Origin of the sequence: Ligilactobacillus sp. WC1T17 (assembly GCA_900110005.1) — a bacterium.
GTDB classification, from domain to species: domain Bacteria; phylum Bacillota; class Bacilli; order Lactobacillales; family Lactobacillaceae; genus Ligilactobacillus; species Ligilactobacillus ruminis_A.
On sequence record FOCC01000001.1, the window covers coordinates 51,843 to 72,022 of the forward strand.

Annotated in this window: 20 protein-coding genes; 1 reads left to right on the forward strand and 19 read right to left on the reverse strand. The window is 37.3% G+C overall.

All coding sequences use genetic code 11. The annotated features are described in order from the left end of the window. Positions 1-53 precede the first annotated feature (53 nt). From BMX26_RS09840 to BMX26_RS00340, 16 genes are all read right to left on the reverse strand, one after another. A complete protein-coding gene (locus BMX26_RS09840; protein WP_180366040.1) occupies positions 54-404 on the reverse strand; it encodes a hypothetical protein in 351 nt (116 codons plus the stop codon). A 40-nt stretch (positions 405-444) separates the two neighbouring features. Further along, positions 445-669 carry a hypothetical protein gene (locus tag BMX26_RS09375; RefSeq protein ID WP_082272399.1) on the reverse strand — a complete coding sequence of 75 codons (225 nt, stop codon included), beginning with the start codon at positions 667-669 and terminating at the stop codon, positions 445-447. Between the two features lie 145 nt (positions 670-814). Next, the gene (locus BMX26_RS00275; RefSeq protein ID WP_075529481.1) at positions 815-2,026 is read right to left on the reverse strand and encodes a hypothetical protein; all 1,212 of its coding nucleotides are present in this window, start codon (positions 2,024-2,026) and stop codon (positions 815-817) included. Positions 2,027-2,083: 57 nt separating this feature from the next. Continuing rightward, entirely contained in the window at positions 2,084-2,965 is an 882-nt protein-coding gene (locus BMX26_RS00280) for a glycosyltransferase family 2 protein (RefSeq protein WP_075529482.1), read from the reverse strand. Between the two features lie 91 nt (positions 2,966-3,056). Next, entirely contained in the window at positions 3,057-3,944 is an 888-nt protein-coding gene (locus BMX26_RS00285; RefSeq protein ID WP_075529483.1) for a glycosyltransferase, read from the reverse strand. A 28-nt stretch (positions 3,945-3,972) separates the two neighbouring features. After that, positions 3,973-4,527 (reverse strand): hypothetical protein, encoded by a 555-nt coding sequence (locus BMX26_RS00290; protein WP_075529484.1) that lies wholly within the window; start codon positions 4,525-4,527, stop codon positions 3,973-3,975. A gap of 498 nt (positions 4,528-5,025) precedes the next feature. After that, positions 5,026-6,111 (reverse strand): glycoside hydrolase family 99-like domain-containing protein, encoded by a 1,086-nt coding sequence (locus BMX26_RS00295; RefSeq protein WP_075529485.1) that lies wholly within the window; start codon positions 6,109-6,111, stop codon positions 5,026-5,028. Positions 6,112-6,405: 294 nt separating this feature from the next. Next, a complete protein-coding gene (locus BMX26_RS00300) occupies positions 6,406-7,467 on the reverse strand; it encodes a glycosyltransferase (RefSeq protein WP_075529486.1) in 1,062 nt (353 codons plus the stop codon). Between the two features lie 264 nt (positions 7,468-7,731). Then, positions 7,732-8,697, reverse strand: coding sequence for a glycosyltransferase (locus tag BMX26_RS00305; RefSeq protein WP_075529487.1), 966 nt, complete (start codon positions 8,695-8,697; stop codon positions 7,732-7,734). Next, positions 8,687-9,532: an NAD-dependent epimerase/dehydratase family protein gene (locus BMX26_RS00310; RefSeq protein WP_075529488.1), complete on the reverse strand. Its 846-nt coding sequence runs from the start codon at positions 9,530-9,532 to the stop codon at positions 8,687-8,689. The genes BMX26_RS00305 and BMX26_RS00310 overlap by 11 nt, the downstream gene beginning before the upstream one ends. A 1-nt stretch (position 9,533) precedes the next feature. Further along, positions 9,534-10,130, reverse strand: a complete 597-nt coding sequence (locus tag BMX26_RS00315; protein ID WP_412771381.1) for a sugar transferase — start codon at positions 10,128-10,130, stop codon at positions 9,534-9,536. A gap of 257 nt (positions 10,131-10,387) precedes the next feature. After that, entirely contained in the window at positions 10,388-10,882 is a 495-nt protein-coding gene (locus BMX26_RS00320) for a hypothetical protein (protein WP_075529489.1), read from the reverse strand. A gap of 12 nt (positions 10,883-10,894) precedes the next feature. Then, entirely contained in the window at positions 10,895-12,766 is a 1,872-nt protein-coding gene (locus tag BMX26_RS00325; protein ID WP_075529490.1) for a polysaccharide biosynthesis protein, read from the reverse strand. Positions 12,767-12,816: 50 nt separating this feature from the next. Next, positions 12,817-13,599 carry a tyrosine-protein phosphatase gene (locus tag BMX26_RS00330; RefSeq protein ID WP_075529491.1) on the reverse strand — a complete coding sequence of 261 codons (783 nt, stop codon included), beginning with the start codon at positions 13,597-13,599 and terminating at the stop codon, positions 12,817-12,819. After that, complete coding sequence (locus BMX26_RS00335) at positions 13,599-14,357, reverse strand: CpsD/CapB family tyrosine-protein kinase (RefSeq protein WP_075529492.1); 759 nt, start codon at positions 14,355-14,357, stop codon at positions 13,599-13,601. Before BMX26_RS00335 ends, BMX26_RS00330 begins: the two co-directional genes overlap by 1 nt. Before the next feature lie 15 nt (positions 14,358-14,372). Continuing rightward, positions 14,373-15,149: a YveK family protein gene (locus BMX26_RS00340; protein ID WP_075529493.1), complete on the reverse strand. Its 777-nt coding sequence runs from the start codon at positions 15,147-15,149 to the stop codon at positions 14,373-14,375. Positions 15,150-15,442: 293 nt separating this feature from the next. Here BMX26_RS00340 and BMX26_RS00345 point away from each other — a divergent pair, with 293 nt between their 5' ends. Continuing rightward, positions 15,443-16,315 carry a hypothetical protein gene (locus BMX26_RS00345; RefSeq protein ID WP_075529494.1) on the forward strand — a complete coding sequence of 291 codons (873 nt, stop codon included), beginning with the start codon at positions 15,443-15,445 and terminating at the stop codon, positions 16,313-16,315. 127 nt (positions 16,316-16,442) lie between these two features. Here BMX26_RS00345 and BMX26_RS00350 read toward each other — a convergent pair whose 3' ends face one another. The 3 genes from BMX26_RS00350 to BMX26_RS00360 are packed head-to-tail and all read right to left on the reverse strand — an operon-like array spanning position 16,443 to position 20,081. Next, the gene (locus tag BMX26_RS00350) at positions 16,443-18,395 is read right to left on the reverse strand and encodes a PTS fructose transporter subunit IIABC (protein ID WP_075529495.1); all 1,953 of its coding nucleotides are present in this window, start codon (positions 18,393-18,395) and stop codon (positions 16,443-16,445) included. Positions 18,396-18,414: 19 nt separating this feature from the next. Further along, entirely contained in the window at positions 18,415-19,329 is a 915-nt protein-coding gene (gene pfkB, locus BMX26_RS00355; RefSeq protein WP_075529496.1) for a 1-phosphofructokinase, read from the reverse strand. After that, positions 19,326-20,081, reverse strand: coding sequence for a DeoR/GlpR family DNA-binding transcription regulator (locus BMX26_RS00360; RefSeq protein ID WP_412771377.1), 756 nt, complete (start codon positions 20,079-20,081; stop codon positions 19,326-19,328). Before BMX26_RS00360 ends, pfkB begins: the two co-directional genes overlap by 4 nt. Positions 20,082-20,180: the final 99 nt, after the last annotated feature.

Here is a 20,180-nt window from a genome sequence, read left to right on the forward strand (position 1 = left end):
ACCAATCCAATATAACTTATCAGACTAGGTAGAAACTTTTCTCTCATATTACTTTAACCCTGATCATCACCAACGAAAGCCTGGATAACTTCATCAACATTATCTTCAGTAAGCTTAGTCATGCAGAACTTTTCATATGCATCACCTTTGGTATGGTCAATCTTACTGAAGTCAATTTTATTCAGCTTTTCAATAATTTCAGGACTGAAACGCTGCTTGATAACCTTATTTCCAACATAAACTGAAAATGGCGGAACATCTTTGGCGACAACTGAACGAGCACCAATGATACTTCCTTTACCAATAGTAACACCTGTTAAAATGGTACTTCCGTATCCAATCCATACTTCATCTTCAACAACAGTATCATAACTGGTCCATTTCCCTTTTTTCTGGTAAACCAAAGATTGATAAGGCCAAGTAGAGAGCCGTTCATAATCGTGTTCACCACCTAAAAGAAATTGTACCCCCCCCCGCAATACTTACATTAGAGCCAATTTTTAACGTTGCATTTTGATCGTATTGAAGAATATTTAAATCACCATATGTATTTTTGCCAACCTCTACAGAATTAGTATCAAAAAATGATTTAGCTCTAGTTTTATTATGATTATTCTTTTTACGCCAATTTCTTGCTATACTAACTTCTTTTATCCATCTTTTTATCATTTAATACATCCTTTGTAGATTGTCTCTTAATTTTACTATACAAATACGGCCTTAAAAAGAACCGAAGCGGTTGTCCACATAATCAATGATGAAAAGTACCAAATTTAATCAACATTGATTTTATCGCATGCGTACATATAATTTTTTATATTTTAATTCTTAAATCACCGCTCACTATTTTTGTATTTTCTATATAACATGTAAAAATAATTATGTACCATATCCACGAGCAAATAACTGTAGAGAAAGTATCATAGAAAAAAAGGAAAGTAACTAACATACTTAATGTAGCATTCATTGCACTCGTATATGCACTGTTTTTTAATTTAATTACCATTACACATAGCGTAAGTATACACATTGCTAATAAGAAAAATATCCACATACCATTGATTCCACCATTATTAACCAGTCCAACAAATCCAGTACTTGCATTTAATGATTCTGAGTATAGTCGCATATTTCCACCCGTATTATTTACGTATGTTGGAAGCAAATTCTTACTTACTGTTGTAGGCAGTATTGCAATTATAATTCCTGCCCACGATACTAATGTACTCGTATACGTTGTCATTAGGTTTAAATTCGCAAGAGGGTTAGTTACGTATAGATATGCCCACCCAAATTGCTTAGGAATCCATGCAGGCCATCTATTGTTAAAGTGGCCCATACTAGATATAAGAGTTTGATTATTCCATGAAACACCGGTTCTTATATTTGCTAATACTCCATTCAAATATATCACCAATGACAGCGCTACTATTATTAAAAATATATTTCTTATCTTATTTGATAAGATTTTTTTTCCACTAGATTTTATTGTTCTTTCTCGTGCATACCATAAATTAGCCATACCAAAAAGTGCCATTATAATACTACCCTTCAAAAACATCAACAACAGTATAGCTGATAAAGATATTAAATCTCTTAGCACTATTTGCTTCTTTGTCTCAATATATATATAAAATAAATATATCAATATAAAAATCGATCCATTTATAAAAGGAACATGTAGTATAGGTATACCATCAAAATCACCATATGCACTTTGTCCTAATGAAATAGAAAATAGTGGAATTTGTCTACTATACACCATATCTAATATGCCTATACCAACAAAAAGCATTGTCACTCTATGACTTATTTTAATAATTTCGTCTACTCTATCTCTGTTGATACTTTTGTATTTAAACAAATTTCTAAATATAAAGCCTAAAATTATAGAAAAAATTATGCTTCCGGCAAAAAATAATGATAATCCTCTATTCAAATTTGCATTATAATCTGAAAATTTGAGTTCATATAAAACTATAACGGCTGTCCAAATAATACCATACCAATAATAAGGATTTAGCAAACAAAAACCTCCCAACTTCTGTTTCATATAGTTTATTTGCTAATAAAATTTAATAAATTACTTCATTCGTTTTATAATTTTTAGCCAATCAACTAAAAACACTATTGGATATAAAATTTTAACCTTAGTTATATATCCCAATGATTTCTTTTCATATTGTAATGCCGTTGCATAATTACCTTTTTTGAGCTCATCAATAACAACGATTTTAACTAAATCTGCCAACCCATTTGCAAGTACGGGACTATCTTCTTTTATATCTGGATACTTTTTTTCAATAATATCAAGCGCCACTAATAACTTCTTGGGATTCACACTTATTGAATCATCACTCATGACATAATTATCCAGTAATCCTTCATTCATACAATATAAATTGTACTTTTTAGAATTCATAATATTAATCAGTAGTTCTAAATCTTGTAATCTTGGTATACGTTCTTCAAATTTAAAATCCATTAATACTTTTTTTTTAAAAAAAAGTGTTTGTGTCCCAATTCCTACTAAGTCTGTGGAAGAATAATCTACAAAACCTTCTCTAATCTTTGCAGGTTGTAAAACTACAGAACCATCCGCTTGTGGTATAGATAACTTACAAAAAACAATATCTGCACCTGTCTTCTGAATAGTTTCTAATTGCCTTTCCAACTTGTTTTCTTTCCAAGTGTCATCACTATCATTGAATGCAATATATTCACCATTAGCGTGTCTAATACCATTATTTCTTGCAGCACATGCCCCACTATTTTCTTGCCAAATATATCGCAACCTAGAATCATTAATTTGACTCAAAACTTCTTCCGTGTTATCGGTTGATCCGTCATCAACAATGATAAGTTCTAGATTAGAGTATGTTTGATTTAATACACTCTTAGCTGAAGCAAGAATTTTTTCTGCACGGTTGTACGACGGTATTATTACTGTAATTAATGGATCCAATCTTTACTCTCCAATCTATAAAGCGATTTTATAATTTATTTACTCAATAGCTTTTTATATTATATAAATTTATCTATTATTACCTTGTTACTTAAATTCGTCCTAAAAGCATCATCAAAATAAAATCTACATTTCTATATTCACTAAAACTAAGAATTTTTGTCCAATTTTTTACACGATTTGCTTGAGAAAAAAGCTCCAAAACTTCTCTTTTTTCAATAGGAATTTTTTCACCATATGTATCCAAAATGTCTTTAGCAATTTCTGATCGTTTCGGCCATTTTTTTCTTGCAAACTGTCGTTTAACCTTATCAAAAAATTCCTTTAATGGAGAGTTTATTCCAATAGTATTCCCTGAATGTATCCGATATCGAATGTGCGCTTTTTCATCATAAACAACTTCTCCAAATGTTTCAGCAAGTTGATACATTATAAAATCATGTGCAACAATTCTGCCATTGTATTGCTTAGCTATCTCACGCAAAGCATCATTAAAGACAAAAGTACATCCTGGTAAAACAGAGTGTTGTAAACAGTCTGCATATGACAGAACTCCGCTAAAATCAAAACAGTTTTCTTTAATAACTTCCAAATTATCATTAACAGCAATAGCGTTACTTGTATATAGCATTGGAATAATCATCAAGGGCTGTTTCTTTTCAATTGATGAAATTGCCTCACTCAATTTATCTCTATCCCACAAATCGTCTTGATCACAGAACGCGTAATAATCAGCACCACCAGCATTCTGCACAAGTGTCCAAAAACTTTTGGCAAAACCTAAATTAGGTCCATCAAGAATTTTAAGCGCATTCTCTTTTTGATATTCGTTTAAAATTTCTAAGGTACTATCGGAAGAACCATCATCACGCACCAACAACTCCACTTCTACACCTTCTTGAGCATATACCGTATCCAGCTGTTTTCTTAAATATTTTTCAGCATTATATGTTGATAAAAGGACTTGCACTTTCTTCATATAAATAATTCCTTTTCTATCCTTTAATTCAAGATTGTACTATTTTTAATATGGTTAAAATCAAAATAATTATTAGTATAGTTATCACAATTGCAAGCTTTCTAAAAAATACATTTTCCACATCAGTGGTTAATTTTATATTTTCTATGCTTTCCAATGTCTCATCACTTATTTTTCCTTTTAAATCATTCGTAATAAATTTTAGCAATTCATTCACTGAAAAGTTTCTAGTAGCCATATATAATACTGATGCATAAGGCCATAAAATACCTACTACAAAAGCCCTACTGAAGCATCTCATTGTATATGGAAAAGACTCAAGCTTTTTATATTCTGTCACAAATATGATATTCATAAAACTTATAAACTCTTTGTTTTGCAACACATAGTCCGACATCAGCAAAGCAACATAAACATACATATAAGGAATATATAGATACAGTTTAATTCTCGTTAAAGTTATTACTTCTTCTATCGTTCTGTTCTCAAAATTTGCAAAATCACCATTATTTGCAACTGAAATCGTATCTTTACTTATTAATTGTGGCATAATTGTTGCTAATATAAGAGCATTAATGTCCAATTTATGAATGATTCTTTTATCCCTGCACTACTTATAAAAATTACCAAACCTGTTATTAAACAGGCAAACATTGCTATTTTTAGCTTAAAAATTATGCACATCCACAAAGCATTCACAAAAATTATTAACAACACACTCGGAATTATTGGTATATTACTTTTTAATCCAAATATATCGGATGTACATTTAACATCAAAATATACTTCCAAATATAATTTGATAATAAATATAGTTGAGACAATTAATTGCTATATACTGTCTTCTCCAAAACCACTCTCCACCAAATAATAACCTATAGCAACAAATAATGCATACAGAGTCCAAAAAGATGGTGTGCATGTACTCCCAGTATAAAAAAGTCCTGGATACATTAACAAAATTATATAATCAATAAATTTACTCAAACATAACAGAAATTTATGTTTTTGGGGGAACTCATCTTACCAGAACTTATTTCCTTTCCAAAACTTTTCCTTTAAACGTCCATCACACATAATATCAGTTTTCTTCGTATTTATTAACTACATCCCTAATAACTTCTAGATAACCGTATCCGTCTTTATCGTCAGGTTCAAGGTAGGCACCTTCGCTCCATTCATTCCAAGCATTAATTACGCAAAATTCATCACTGATATCTTTACGTTTGGATGTATAGAATTGTTCAAAATATTTTTTGAATTTTTCCACAGATTTACCTTCAACAATTAATCCTTTTTTACCCTTTCTAGCAGTATTGTCCCAACCACTAAAGCAACCTGAAATAATTGTCTTTGATTTATATGTTCTATCCCTACTCAGAATTGCTTTCCATACTCCATCATATGATTCAAATTCTGTTTCTTCACGCTTCTTAGTGATAAATCTTTTCAAAAGGTGAAGCTTTGAAACATCAAAAAACAAGGAATATCTTGGCTCAAATTCATAAACCGCATCACTTTTTTCAGAATATAGTTCTTTATTTCCAGGATGGATGTACTCAACGGTATAGATACCATCAAACCCAATTTCTTGGCAACGTTTTCCAAAATAAGAAATCATCTCATCGTAATCTGGGATATTTTTAGCAATATATATATATAACATTGGCTTATTATCAACTTTTATATACCTATCATCCAAAAAGAACTTTTTAAAATACTCAAAGTGTTTTTTCCAATCACTTTTACCCGGATATTTTTGTTCTAACAATGTCTTGGGATCTAAACCATGCCACGTTGTGTACCATGTACCATTTGCCCAAGCAAAACAAAAGTGAGTATTAATATCCATATTTTCTAAAATCATCTCTGCCGGTTTTTGAAAAAGCATTCTACCGTTTCCAAACCAATAATGATAAAATACAAAGCCATATACACCATATGCTCTAGCCATATCTGCTTGCTTCTTTAAATCGTTAATTTTTGATAAATCATAATAATTATTATTCATAGGTACAATTGGTTGATAGTGTCCATTATACAAAGGCTTTCCTGATTTTACATTTGTCCATTCTGTAAAACCATCTCCCCACCATTCATTATTTTCCGGAATTTCGTGAAATGCCGGCAAATGAACTGCTAGTACTTTTTTATTATTCTTTTTCATGTATATTATTTCCTTCCGTATTGACTAATAACTCTTTCAATATTAACACGATTATGACTTTAAACAAAACATGGAGAAGAGATTACAGATAAATATTGAAAATAGATTATCAAAAATTTTGTGCGGAAAAATAACAACTTTCTGTAACATTACCTTAAATATAAATATCTTGTATACACATTAAAAAATCATAAGATGCTATACAATATATAAAAATGTTAATATTCTGCAATCTATAACACTTTTTGAAAATATGTATATAGGGAATCGTCAAGAAAATAATCCTTAACCATTTTATATCAAGTTCATTATTAACTTATAAACTGAAGAACTATCCGATTGTTTTTTCACAGTTCCATCCGAAACAATTTTTCCATTAATAGAGCTTCTCATTAAATCCGCAAGAGTGCTGGCATCATTGTACTTAAAATAGTAAACATTATTATATCCGTCTAACAACTCATGGCCAAAAGGAGTATCTGCTGCATATATAATATCCCCTCTTATTGCAGCTTCAATTAATGGCAATCCAAAAGTCTCCATGTATGATGGAAAAATAAGGATTTTCTTCGTATATTTTTTATAGACTTCTTCACGTTTTATATGTCCAATAAAAGTTATTCCCTGTAATTTTTCATTCGAATTCTCTGGTAATGTTAATTCCACATTAAAATTATTAATTCCTTCGTTGTGAAGAATGTTCACAGCATCATATATAAGCTGGTAATTCTTGTACTGATACTGGCTAGTAGGATAGAAAAACTCAGTACCTTCTCCCTCAAACTTCTCACCATTAGTTTTAGGAACCATGGGCCAGGATACTATCACATCTTTTTCTAGAGCTATATTTCTTTTTAATAATTCCTCTTTCATCCATTGTGTTTGTACAATTATTGTTGGTCTCTCTTTTTTCAAAGATTTTTTTATTAGCCCACCAACAACATCCTGATACATCCATAAAGACCTTTCTCCCGATTTAAATGGCGAATAATTTTTCATTCTTTGAAAAGGAACTGGTGTATGTACATATGTAATCTTCTTTTTTGCTTTCACACCGATTGTCGAAATATTCTGTAAAGAAATATACACATCTGGATTAAGTTTATTAATCTCATTTTTACCGTACAGACTTTCATATAGAAATTTCTTTACACGACTTTTCTTTAAATCATTTTTTACAATAATCTTGACATTTTCTGTTTCTTCAAAATATCTACCTGATAGTAAAAAAAACCATTGATTCTTTGTATCGCTTTTAACCACATCTTTATAGAAATCTTCCAAAATAGAAAATACACCACCAGCATTCGGTGCAGCTGCAACATCATTAACAACAATTATTAATCTGTCTGTCATAATCCTACTCACCCTTCGAGTTTTGTCAATGCCTATTAAAATATTGTCGTACTTTTTCTATCCCTTGAACCCTCCATAATTTGAAATCCATTATATTATAAAGGAAAATGCGTTAATAAATGGGAGTCTTTAACTGTAATCTTCTTTAATGAAAGCTTATCTCAGTATACAAATCTCAAATCATGGAAAGTGCAAGAGGCAGAAAATAGTACATTACCTCAACTTATTAAGACTGCAGCCACTAAACTTATCCTATGCCTCTTTTTAGTTTTTCACTACATTATACTTTCCCAGAACATATAAAACCTTGAACATAAAAGTTTCCTTTGACTTTTGCCGATAAAACTTCGTAGTTAAAGCATATATTACTCTTCTCATAAAGGATTTCTGGGAGTCAATAAAATTTGCAATCTCCTTCTTGGCTTCTCCATCCAAATCATCACTATAACATTCAGCAAAGTATTGTAACTGAATAGCCATCTTTTTAGCCTCATTTTTCTGCATACGCTGAATATGCTGCTTAATCCAATCAATCCTACTTTTACCAAAACCAAGCTCATTATCTTGATGCATTGTATATAGCGTATGCGGTTCATTGTCGAAAATTATTTTTCCACAAACAGATGCCGATGCCGTTACCCATAAATCATGCACATATATTTGTTCATAAGACTTAGTCCTATCTAATATAATTCCTGCTAATTTCTTATTAATAACTTGTGCATGTCCCGGACAAAAATTCTGAATTGCTGTATTATAAAATGTTATTTCTCTTCTTTGAGTTTGTGTAACACTGCCTAAATCATTCAAATTTTGATCTACTAATTTCGAACAATTTCCATAAAGTAACGGATAATCATTGTCATACTCCATTAACGTATTAATCGCTATTGATACCTTATTTGGTAACCAATAATCATCTTGATCACTAAAAGAATAGTATTCATAATTATTCTTATACGCATATTCAAGCAAAGCAAAAAAGCTTTTAACCACACCTATATTTTTATCTAAAATCAGGTATATATTATTATTTTCTTCTTGATATTTTTTTAAAATATCTACAGTTTCATCACTAGACCCATCATCTCTAATTATTAAATCAATATCATATGCAATATTTTGGCTCAAAATACTATCAATCTGTCGCTCTAGATATTTTTCACCATTGTAGGTAGACATTAAGATGGCTACTTTTTTATGCTCTCTATTTGCATTATTATTTTCCATACTTCAAATCACCAAATACCTTTGAAAAAACGGTTATTTTACCAACTAATAACTTGATAATCTGATTAAAAATTCTCGTATAATGTACTTTAATTTTCCGTTCGTCGCAATATTTTTTAATAACTTTATAAGTACACATATATTCGTTATCCTGACAAAGCACAACACCAGTTACATTATCATCTAAAATATATTTAGCTACTTGACACAATCCCTCAATATTAATAGCACTTCTTTCATTACTATATGCCGGAAAAATATGTACCTTAGATACTAACCTAATTAATTTACCTAAATTACCTGGAGCATCTTCACCATAAATCATTGGGGGGCGCACAAAAGTAATCATAAAATTAGCATCTTGTAATTTTCTCAATTTTTCTTCTGCAAGAAATTTGCTTTTTCCGTAAGGAGACAAAGGATTAACTGGTGTGTCTAAATCAATAGAGTCATTTGAGATAGTAAGTCCGTAGACATTCATAGTACTAATGAAAATGAAATGTCTTACACCTTGGTTCTTTGCTTTTTTAGCGAGTTCAATCGTTAAATTAGTATTCACACGATAATATGTATCTTCATCTACCTTGTTTCCCTTATGAACAATGGCCGCTACATGATAAATGACATCATACATAGAAAAATCGGCTTTTTTCCACGCATCATCACGAACTCCAATTAAATCCGCCTCATAACCATACTTTTCTAAATAATTTTTCAGATTTTTTCCTACAAAACTATTCTTGCCAGTAATTAAAACTTTATATTTTTCTTTTTTAACGGTATTAATTGCTTTTCCTTCAAACAGGAGACATGCATTATCTAATTTTTTAAACATGCTATTTCTCCTTTGATTTCATAGTACCCGTTCCGCCTTCTACGACACTGTCGTCACGGCCGACCTTGCTGATGGTGCCGACAAAACAGCGGACATCCATGCCGAAGCTTTGCTTCTTGACGTAGTCACCATCCAGCTTTGCTTTGACGGGGATTTCCAGTTCATCACGGCCGTTGATTTGGGCCCAGCCTGTCAGGCCTGGCTTGATATCGTTAGCGTTATACTTGTCGCGTTCTGCTGTCAGGATATCTTGATTCCAAAGACCTGGACGAGGTCCGATGATTGCCATGTTGCCGATGAAGATATCCCAAATTTGAGGAAGTTCATCTAAACTGTGAGCCCGGATGAACTTACCTACCTTGGTGATGTATTGGTCTGGGTTGGACAGCATGTGGGTTGGTGTATCGTGGGGGGTATCAACCTTCATACTTCTAAACTTGTGAAGTTTGAAGTATTGCTTGCCCTTACCCATTCTTTTTTGAGTGAATAACACTGGACCCGGATCTTCAACCTTAATCGCAATCGTTAAGATTAAGAATACCGGAGACAAGATTACCAAACCGCAAAATGATACGATGATATCTACTAAACGCTTAATGTATCTTCCGTAAAAGCCTTGCTTATAGTCTGAATCCCCGATAGCTTCCAGGTGTCCCCTGACACCGTCGGCGTTTTCTTTATCGTTATCGTCTTTAACAAACTTTACTTTCTTCCCTTCAAGCGGGTTTTGCTGGTCTTTTTGGTTGGCATAAACCGAGTCTCCCTTCTTGATTCCGGCAATCACCGCTAAAATCAAGAAGATTAGGACTATTATGCCAAGAATTACTTTTCCTACCATATCCTCTTCCTATCTTTCTAAAAACCTAAAACCACTTCGCCGGCATCAACTTTTTTACACTCTTCTACCTGACCGCCGGCCTTGACGATTGCCCCGGCATTGATGTGGCAGCAATCGCCAAGCACTGTATCGTGGTCAACGATTGCGCCGACACTTATGATTGAGCCCTTGCCTACTTGGCTATGGGTATTCACAACAGCTTTCGGTTCAACGACCGTACCCTCGCCAATAACCGCTGAGGGGCTGACATAGGCTGTCGGATGGATTAGGGTTGCTAGCTTTCCACCCGCTGCTTTTACCTGCCCTAAAATTTGCTTACGAAATTTATTATTTCCAATTCCGCAAAAGCATGCGTCATATTTTGGTACAAACAATGGCAGCTCCGAGAACGTGCCAATAGCTTCGGAGCTACCATCATCTAGAAAATCAATCTTAGTATACTGTAAATTCTTGGCGATTTCAGCTGCCACCTTGCCGTGACCACCGGCACCGATAATTAGTAAACTTTTCATTGATATCCTCGCTTATTTTCTTTCCTCAGGCATCACGTAGGTTGGGACAATCTTCTTGATGTACCGGCGAATATCTGGGGTGTCTGCTTGACTTACTTCATTAAGCTCTTTGAGTTCATTTTCAAAGTGGTCGTCATCAAAGACAATCGGCGAACCAATATGAATCAGCTTGTTTGGTGTGTCTTTCATACCTTCTTCTTCCATCAGCATTTCTTCGTAGAGTTTTTCACCTGGACGAAGACCTGTGAACTTGATTGGGATGTCGACATCTGGTTCAAAGCCTGATAAACGGATTAAGTTCTTGGCTAAATCAAGAATCTTAACCGGATCACCCATGTTTAAGACGAAGATTTCTCCGCCGCGGGCATAAGCGCCTGCTTGAAGCACCAAAGATACTGCTTCTGGAATGGTCATGAAGTAACGGATAATATCCGGGTGGGTAACTGTTACGGGACCGCCATGCGCAATCTGCTTTTTGAAGAGCGGGATAACCGAACCATTTGAACCCAAAACGTTACCGAAGCGGACCGCCACGAAGTTGGTGTGCTTAGAGCGGCGGGACATCATTTGGACAATCATTTCACACATCCGCTTGGAAGCACCCATGACGTTGGTGGGGTTGACCGCCTTATCGGTTGAGATTAAAACAAAACGTTCAGCTGCGTACTTGTCGGCGGCTTTCGCTACCTTATAAGTCCCAAAGACGTTATTTTTGATAGCTTCATTTGGTGAATCTTCCATCAATGGCACATGCTTGTGGGCTGCGGCGTGGAAGACGATTTGCGGACGGTAATCTGCGAAGATTTCTTCGACCCGGTGGGTGTTTCTGACTGAACCAATCAGGTATTCGATATCGACATCCGGGTTAGTCCGTTTGAGCTCTTGCTGAAGGTCATAAACATTATTTTCATAGATATCAAAAACAATCAGCTTCTTTGGGTGGTGGTTGGCGATTTGCCGGCAGAGTTCTGATCCGATAGATCCGCCCCCGCCGGTTACCAAGACGACCTTGTCTTTTAAGTAGCCGACCACTTCATCCAAGTTGACCTTGATTGGTTCACGGCCTAGAAGGTCGGTGATATCGACATCGCGCATTTTCGAAACCGAAATTTCCCCATTGATTAACTGATACATCCCAGGCAAAACTTTAATTTTAACCTTAGCTTCGGTTGCTTGAATTGCTTCAATCAACTGCTTGCGCTGAGTCGGTGTCGCCGAAGGCATGGCTAAATAGATATATTGCGGTTTAACTTGATGCAGTACTTTCTTTAAGCTGCCGCATCCGCCTTCGACTTTAATGCCGTCGATATATCGTCCCCATTTATTACGGTCATCATCTAAAATCGCAACAACCCGGCCTTCAGTGAGGTTGCTGTGCTTTAACTCATGCAAAATAGCACTGCCTGCTTCACCAGCACCATACAAGACAATTGTCGGATCATCTTTTGCGGTGGTATCCGAAAAAGCTTTAATAATCCGCAAAGAAAAGCGCAAAAGCCATTCTGCCCCCGTCAAAAAGGCAAAGGACAACACAAAATAACCATAAGGCATATCCAAGTGTGCAATACTCATGACAAAAAATTGCACCAGCGTCACTACTGCTGTAGCCCCCATAATCGTCAGCAAGTTTTTAGCTGTGGCACTGCCCCAATAAATATCATACAGTTTAAAAAATTTAAAAATGAGCACCACTGATATGATGTAGATTGGCAAATATTGCAAGGCATGCATGAAGAAATGATCTGGAACAACATCATATCGCATGTCAAAACGTACATAAACAGCCCCTAAACTGGCTAGACAGCTGATAATAATATCAAATATAAGTAAACTTAAAGTTCTTTTTTTCTTATCTTGCGGTAAGTAACGCTGTAAAGAATTCATTGTGTCCCCTCTAAAAATATGTATTAGCAGGCTTGACCTGCTTTATTTGTTTAAAAGAAAAAGAATTTCTTTTTCTTTTTCATCGGAATCGGCGAATAATCATGGGCAGCTACATAGTCGCCATTGATTAATTTTTCTGCATTTGCTTCAAAAGCTTGGGCTTTAGCTGCGTCAAAATCTTGGGCAACCTGATTTAAAGCCTCGCTTAAAACAAATTTCCGGCCCGGCAGATTATGTGCATCCGATGCAATAATCTGGACCAGGTTATGTTCCACCATTTTGTGTGATAATTCAGCTACATGCTCGCCAAAGCCGCCGATATAACTTGTTGCCGTTAACTGAGCCAAAGCGCCATTTTCAATGAATTCATAGAGCAAATCTAAATTTTCCTGAATTTCATGGTTGCGTTCAGGGTGACAAATGACAGGCGTGGTGCCTTTTTTACGTAAATCAAAAATCATGCGCTTGGCATAAGCCGGAACTTCTCCATGCGGAAATTCCAAAAGCATATAATGCTTATCTTCGTCAATACCCAATAAGTCATCATATTTCTCAATTAAATCACCGTTAATGTGAACTTCTTGCCCTGCAAATACGCTCAGCGGAAGTTTTTGCCGGTCAAGTTCTGCCTGAAATTGATCACACAGCTTGATGACATCAGCTTTATGATTAACGTATTGATTGTCCAAATGGTGCGGCGTGGCTAAAATATGCGTCACACCATCAGCAATAGCCGCTTGTGCCAAGGCCAGCGATTTTTCGAGACTTTCGGAACCATCGTCGATTCCCGGCAAGATATGACAGTGCAAGTCAACCAGCTTGTCAAAATGCATTACTTCTTATCCTCTTTTCCATAGTAGCCGTAATAACCATAGTAACCATAGTAACCGTAATAACCGCCCGCGTTATCCTGCTTAACATCATTCAAGACCGTCCCGATGATTTTAGCATTACTGTGTTCGAGCAAACCGACAGCTTGGCGCAAAGCTTCTTTTTCCGTATGGCCGGCACGCACAACCAACACCGTTCCATCAACGCGGTTGGCTACCAATTGGGCATCAGTTACAGAAAGTACCGGCGGAGCATCATAGATAACCATATCATAACTTTGACTAAGGCCCGCCATCAACCCGGCCATTCTTCTGGAACCGATTAATTCTGAAGGGTTAGGCGGTACCGGACCGCTAGGCATAACGCTTAAGTTTTTCACTGTCGTTTGATAAATAATGTCTGTGGCCGGCAAGTCGTGTTCGGTTAAAAAGTTCGTCAACCCTCTGGGATCAGTAATACCGAAGGTCGCGTTAATCGTCGGACGTCTCAGGTCAGCGTCAACCAGCAGGGTCTTTTTGCCTTGACGGGCAAAAGCGACGGCTAAGTTGGCTGAAATCGTTGATTTACCTTCAGAAGCCATTGATGACACTACCATGATTGACTTGAATTGCTCATCGGCACTGGAAAATTCAATATTTGTCCGAATGGTGTTGAATTGTTCGGTGTTAACTGAACCAGCCCTGGAAACAGTAACCAAACGCACCCCTTTATCCATTGAAGTTGTATCAAGATGCTTTTTCTTTTTTCTAAATAATGGCATACTTCATTCTCCTTCCTAGACGCGGCGGCGTTTTTCCGGGGCGACGTTTTGTGCATTCTTATCGATAACTTTAACCAGGCCGAAATCATCTTCATTAGAATGGATATGGTAAACGGCTCCTAAACTCGTTAAGCCCAAGTCTTTGGTAATGAAATCAGTATCCTTCACCGTGGTATCAGTGATTTCCTTGATAATTGCCAAAGCCATCCCGACCAGAAGTCCAACAGCTAAACCGATTAAAGCATTCAAACCCTTTTTAGGTGAAACAGCATTCGTATTAGCCTTAGCCTTCGTAACAACCGTCACGTTATCGACCTTCATCATTTTCTTAATCTTGCGGGAGAAGACTTCCCCAATGGTATTAGCCAAATCAGCGGCTGTATAAGCATTCGTATCTGTGACGGTCACTGAGATAACTTGTGAATTAGTTTGGTTGCTGATAGTCATATTGTCTTGCAAGGAAGCAACGGTACCCTGATAGTTATCTTTTTGCCGCACTTCTTTGACGACGGGGGCTAAGATAACCGATTTTTTCAAGACGTCTTGATATGTATTAATCGCTTGCAAGTCAGCCTGTTGTGCTGTATATTGCATCTGCGTATTATCAGCCTTTTGGTTAACCAAAATATCAATGGTTGAACTATACTTAGGTGTCATAATAACAAATGACACGACCAAGGAAGCTAACAACCCGACAATTCCCCAAACAATAATACTTACCCAGCTCTTTTTCAAAGCCATCAGTAAACTGGACAAATCAATTACTGTTTCTCCACTAGCATTTTCGTTCATTACGATTCTCCTTAAATAAAGTAGCGTTACTCCCCTTATTGTAGCATAGTTGGACTTTTTTAATGGATTTTTTTAATTTTTTTAAAAATTATTCACTATTTTAGTATAGCAAAGCTCCTAAGTAATGCAACCTTTTTCTGGACTAAAATCACATTTGTTTTCAAAAAAGTTATTCTTTAATCCATTTTAGGCCAGCTTTTTTATCATTAATTCATACTAATTTATTCAATCTTTTTCGCTATACTAGTAAGAAAGAAAACGCTTATGCATTTATTTATAAGGGGTTGGTATTTATGAAAAAAACCGCATTGCTTTCCGGCTTGTTATTAGGGGCCAGTTTACTTCTCGTCGGCTGCCAAAGCCAAAGCCAGAATCAAACTGCTAATTCAAGCAGTACTAAGACCGCTAAAGTTCAAAAAAAGGCTGTTAAAAAAGCTAGCTCCGTCAGCAACCAAACGACCAGTGCCAGTTCTTCGAGTGCCTCTTCAAGCTCAGCTAGCACTTCAAGTAATACTGACAGTTCTTCGCTTGCTTCAAACAACGCCCGGCTCCAAGCTTTTAACCAGCAATTAACCGCTAAACTCGGCAATGTCCTTTTACCCCGTTTGACCGGTTTAACTGGGGATCCCGGGTATCTAAACGTTTCCTATCAAGGAAATACCGCCAATTTCACGGTCAAATATATCGTTAGCTATACACCGCATAACTTAAACGATTCAGGCTTAACCAAGCAAATTCCCTATGCGGAATTCTCCAAGAAAACCTATAATACGAGCCAAGAAGCCCAAAACGCCCTTAATAACTATCGCGAAGCTTCCAATGATCAAGGCCTACCAAGTGTCACGCTGACCAACAATATCAAAGGTTACCTCAATTCCGGCGCCGGCCAAAGATACCTCCATTGGAACGAAGGCAATTGGTCCATGACCGTCCACGCTTCGGTCGTTAACGGCGAAGATCCTTTGACACCAGCCCAAACAATTGCCGGCTTATTGGAAAATCACTACCTGCCCGCTCCCCAAAGTATTGGGACTGGTTATTTTGAAGCAAATCCTACTACCCAAACGCTCGGCCAAACCTTGACTTGGCAAAAAGATAATGTTGTCTATACTCTAAAGGCCCACAGTGCTTACACTGGCATCATCATGGCCGAATCCATTAAATAAAGCAAAGCCGCCCAGCAAATCTGCCGGGGCGGTTTTATCTTTGGTCAAAGATAAGAAACTAAAAAGCCCCTAAGTTAACCTTAGGGGCCTTTTTAGCAATTATTTTATTATAAAGTAGTAAACAAATTTATTCAGCATCCTTGCGCCAGAAGCCCAAGATAACAGCTGTTACAACTGTACCGGCAACAACAGCAATGATGTAGCCTGGGATGTTAGTAGCAAGCGGTGTTACCCAGAAACCGCCGTGAGGAGCAGGAACGCCGACCTTCATCAAACCAACGATAGCACCGGATACGGCTGAACCAATGATACATGAAGGAATAACACGGCCTGGATCGGCTGTAGCAAATGGAATAGCACCTTCAGTAATGAAGGAGAAGCCTAAGATCCAGTTTGTCACACCAGCTTGACGTTCTTGGGCAGTAAACTTCTTAGGGAAGAGCACTGTTGCCAAAGCTGTAGCAAATGGAGGAACCATACCGCCAACCATAACAGAAGCCATCAAGATAGCAGCTGTAGCTGACTTAGGATCGTTGGCAAAAGCACCAGAAGCAAAGACATAAGCAGCCTTGTTGAAAGGACCACCCATATCGATAGACATCATACCAGCCAAAACTAAAGTTAGCAAGACAAGGTTACCAGTACCCATGCCATTAAGGAAACTGGTGATACCCAAGTTAATTGCAGAGAAGATTGGGTTAACAATATAATACATGATAAGAGCCATAAGCAACAAGCCAAAGATTGGGTAGATGAGCATGGACTTCATACCAGCAACAGATTGTGGCAAGCCTTTGCATAACTTCTTCAAGCCAAGAACTAAGTAACCAGCGATGAAACCGGCAGCAAGACCGCCTAAGAAGCCGGCTGGTGAAGTAGAGTTAGTCATGAAGTTAACATGGTAAGAACCACCTAAAGAAGAGTTGGCAATAGATGCCATGAAGCCACCGACAAAGCCAGGCATCAAAGCTGGTTGATCGCCGATTGATTCAGCAATGTAAGCAGCTAAAACAGGTACCATGAAGGCAAAAGCCAAATTACCAGCACTGTTCAAGAAGATGAAGGCTGGGTTCTTAGCACCGGAAGCAGTGTAGCTTTCGAAGATGAAGGAAATCGCCATCAAGATACCACCGCCGATAACGAATGGCAACATGTGGGAAATACCGTTCATGAGTTGCTTATAAATGTTGCTCCAAACAGAACCGTTTGAGCTTTCTTGAGATGCAGTAGCTTCTTCACCAGATGCTTGATAAACAGGAGCTGTTTCGTTCAAGATTTGGTTGATTAAGCTTTCTGGATCTTTAATCGCACTGGTAACAGGTTGGTTAACAAGGTGCTTACCGTTGAAACGAGCCATCTTGACTTTCTTATCAGCAGCAATCACAACCCCTTTAGCACGGGCAATTTCGCTGTCGGAGAGCAGGTGCTTAACCCCTTCAGAACCGTTTGTTTCAACTTTGATATCAACACCCATCTTAGCAGCTGCCTTCTTCAAGTTTTCTTCAGCCATGTAAGTGTGGGCAATACCGTTAGGGCAGGCTGTAACAGCGACAATGTATGGGCGGTCGCTGGCAACAGCAGCTTTCTTTTCAGCTTCTTCTTGCGCCTTGTTTTCAGCTTCTTTCTTAGCTACAGCGTCAGCAAAGATAGCTTGAACTTTTTCTGGTGTATCGGCATTCTTCAATGAAGCTACAACGTCTGGGTTCATCAACACTTGTGACAAAGCAGCTAAAGCTTGCAAGTGCGTGTTGTCGCCGCCTTCTGGAGCAGCAATCATGAAGAAGAGATGTGCTGGTTGGCCATCAAGTGAATCATAATCAACACCTTGTTCACTCTTAGCAAACATTACGGCTGCTTCATTAACAGCTGTATTGTGGGCGTGAGGAATAGCAATACCATCACCCATCCCGGTTGAGCCTTCTTGTTCACGTTTTAAAATGTCTTTTTTGTAAGCTTCTTCATCATTGATAACGCCTTTTTCAAAAAGATTGTGGACCATTTCATCAATAACATCAGCTTTAGTAGCTGCCTTGAGATTCATAATCATCAAGTCAGTTCTTAAAAGTTCACGAATATCCATAAACTTTTCTCCTTCCTAATTATTTAAATTCTTCAATTTTAATCATTGGCAAAATTTCGTCGATCTTCTTTTTGTCTGCCAAGTCTTCAGAGAAGGCTGTCGCAGAGCCGCAAGCAAGGCCATAACGGAAAGCTTCAAGTGCATCGCCAGTCTTGGCAAAAGTACCAGTGAACCCGCCAATCATGGAATCGCCGGCACCAACTGAGTTGATAACCGTGCCTTTAGGTGCGTATGACCGGTAAACCTTGTCTTTAGTCACCATCATACCGCCATCGCCGGCCATAGAAATCAAAACATGCTGTGCGCCAAGTTCAAGCAACTTCTTACCATATTTTGCAATGTCTTCCATTGAGTTCAGTTCAACACCGAAAAGTTCAGCTAATTCGTGGTTGTTTGGCTTAACCAATAAAGGCTTCTTTTCCAAAGTCTTCATCAGGCTTTCACCAGTCGTATCAATCACAAAGTCAGCACCTTTAGACTTAATAATGTCAATCAAATCAGCGTAGAAGTCATCACCCAAACCAGGTGTTAAACTTCCGGCAAAGATTACGACGTCACCTTTTTTCAATTGATCGAATTGTGCTTTAAATTCGCTCAATTCGCTGTCAGAAATCTTAGGCCCGCGTCCATTAATTTCAGTTTCATCTTCAGCTTTAATCTTGACGTTGATACGGGTGTCTTCTTGAATATGAGTAAAATGAGTGCTGAGTCCGACACCGTTTAATGCATCTTCGACAAATTTGCCGGTAAATCCGCCTAAAAAGCCGAGTGCACAGCTTTCGAGCCCAAGTTCCTTCAAGATACGGGAAACGTTAATTCCCTTACCGCCAGGCAACTTGTTATCGTAATCCATGCGGTTAACTTCGCCTAAAGTTAACTGTTTAAGTTGAACGATGTAATCAATGGATGGGTTGACTGTCACCGTGTAAATCATTGTTCTACCTCCTGAATCGTTGTTTGCTTATTATACTGGCTGCTAACCTTGGCTGGCAGCTTCGTTGTAATGACTGAGGCTTGCGCGACATCTGCGACTTTGACAAATGAGACCTCATCGAACTTGGTGTGATCAGCTAAAATAAAACATTGCTCGCTTTGTTCCATTGCCACTTGCTTCACAGCCGCTTCATCCGGGTCGGGCGTGGTATATCCATATTGAGGATGAATTCCGTTAATGCCCATAAAGACCTTGTTAAAGCGGTATTGTTTCAGCGAATTGACTGCTTCCACACCGACAATCGCTTTGGTTGTGTTCTTTAATTCACCGCCGACTAAAATGGTGCGCACACCTTTATCAGCCAGCATCGAAGCATGAACAACCCCATTTGTCACTACCGTCAAATGTGCACTAGGTTCCAAATACTGAATTAAAGCTAATGTTGACGTACCTGCATCTAGATAGACCACATCACCTTCCCGCAGCCTTGCAGCAGCAGCCTTGGCAATTGCATTTTTCTCGGTAGTATTTTGCCGGGCTTTCCCTGTCATATCCGGTTCACTTGAGAGCGAATATTTGACTTTCGCACCCCCGTGAATCCTAACAAGCAAATTATTTTCTTCCAACAGTTGAAGGTCACGACGTGCGGAGGATTCAGAACATCCAGATTTTTCACAAATATCTTGGATCTTGACGACATTATTCTCTCTCAACATCTGCAAAATAAGTTGTTGTCTCTCTTCTGCAAGCACTTTCATCACCTTCCTGAATTATATTACCACTCACTATGTCAAAAATCAATCACAAAACGCCAAAAAAAATCATTTTTTTGCGGAGTTGTGCTTATTTGT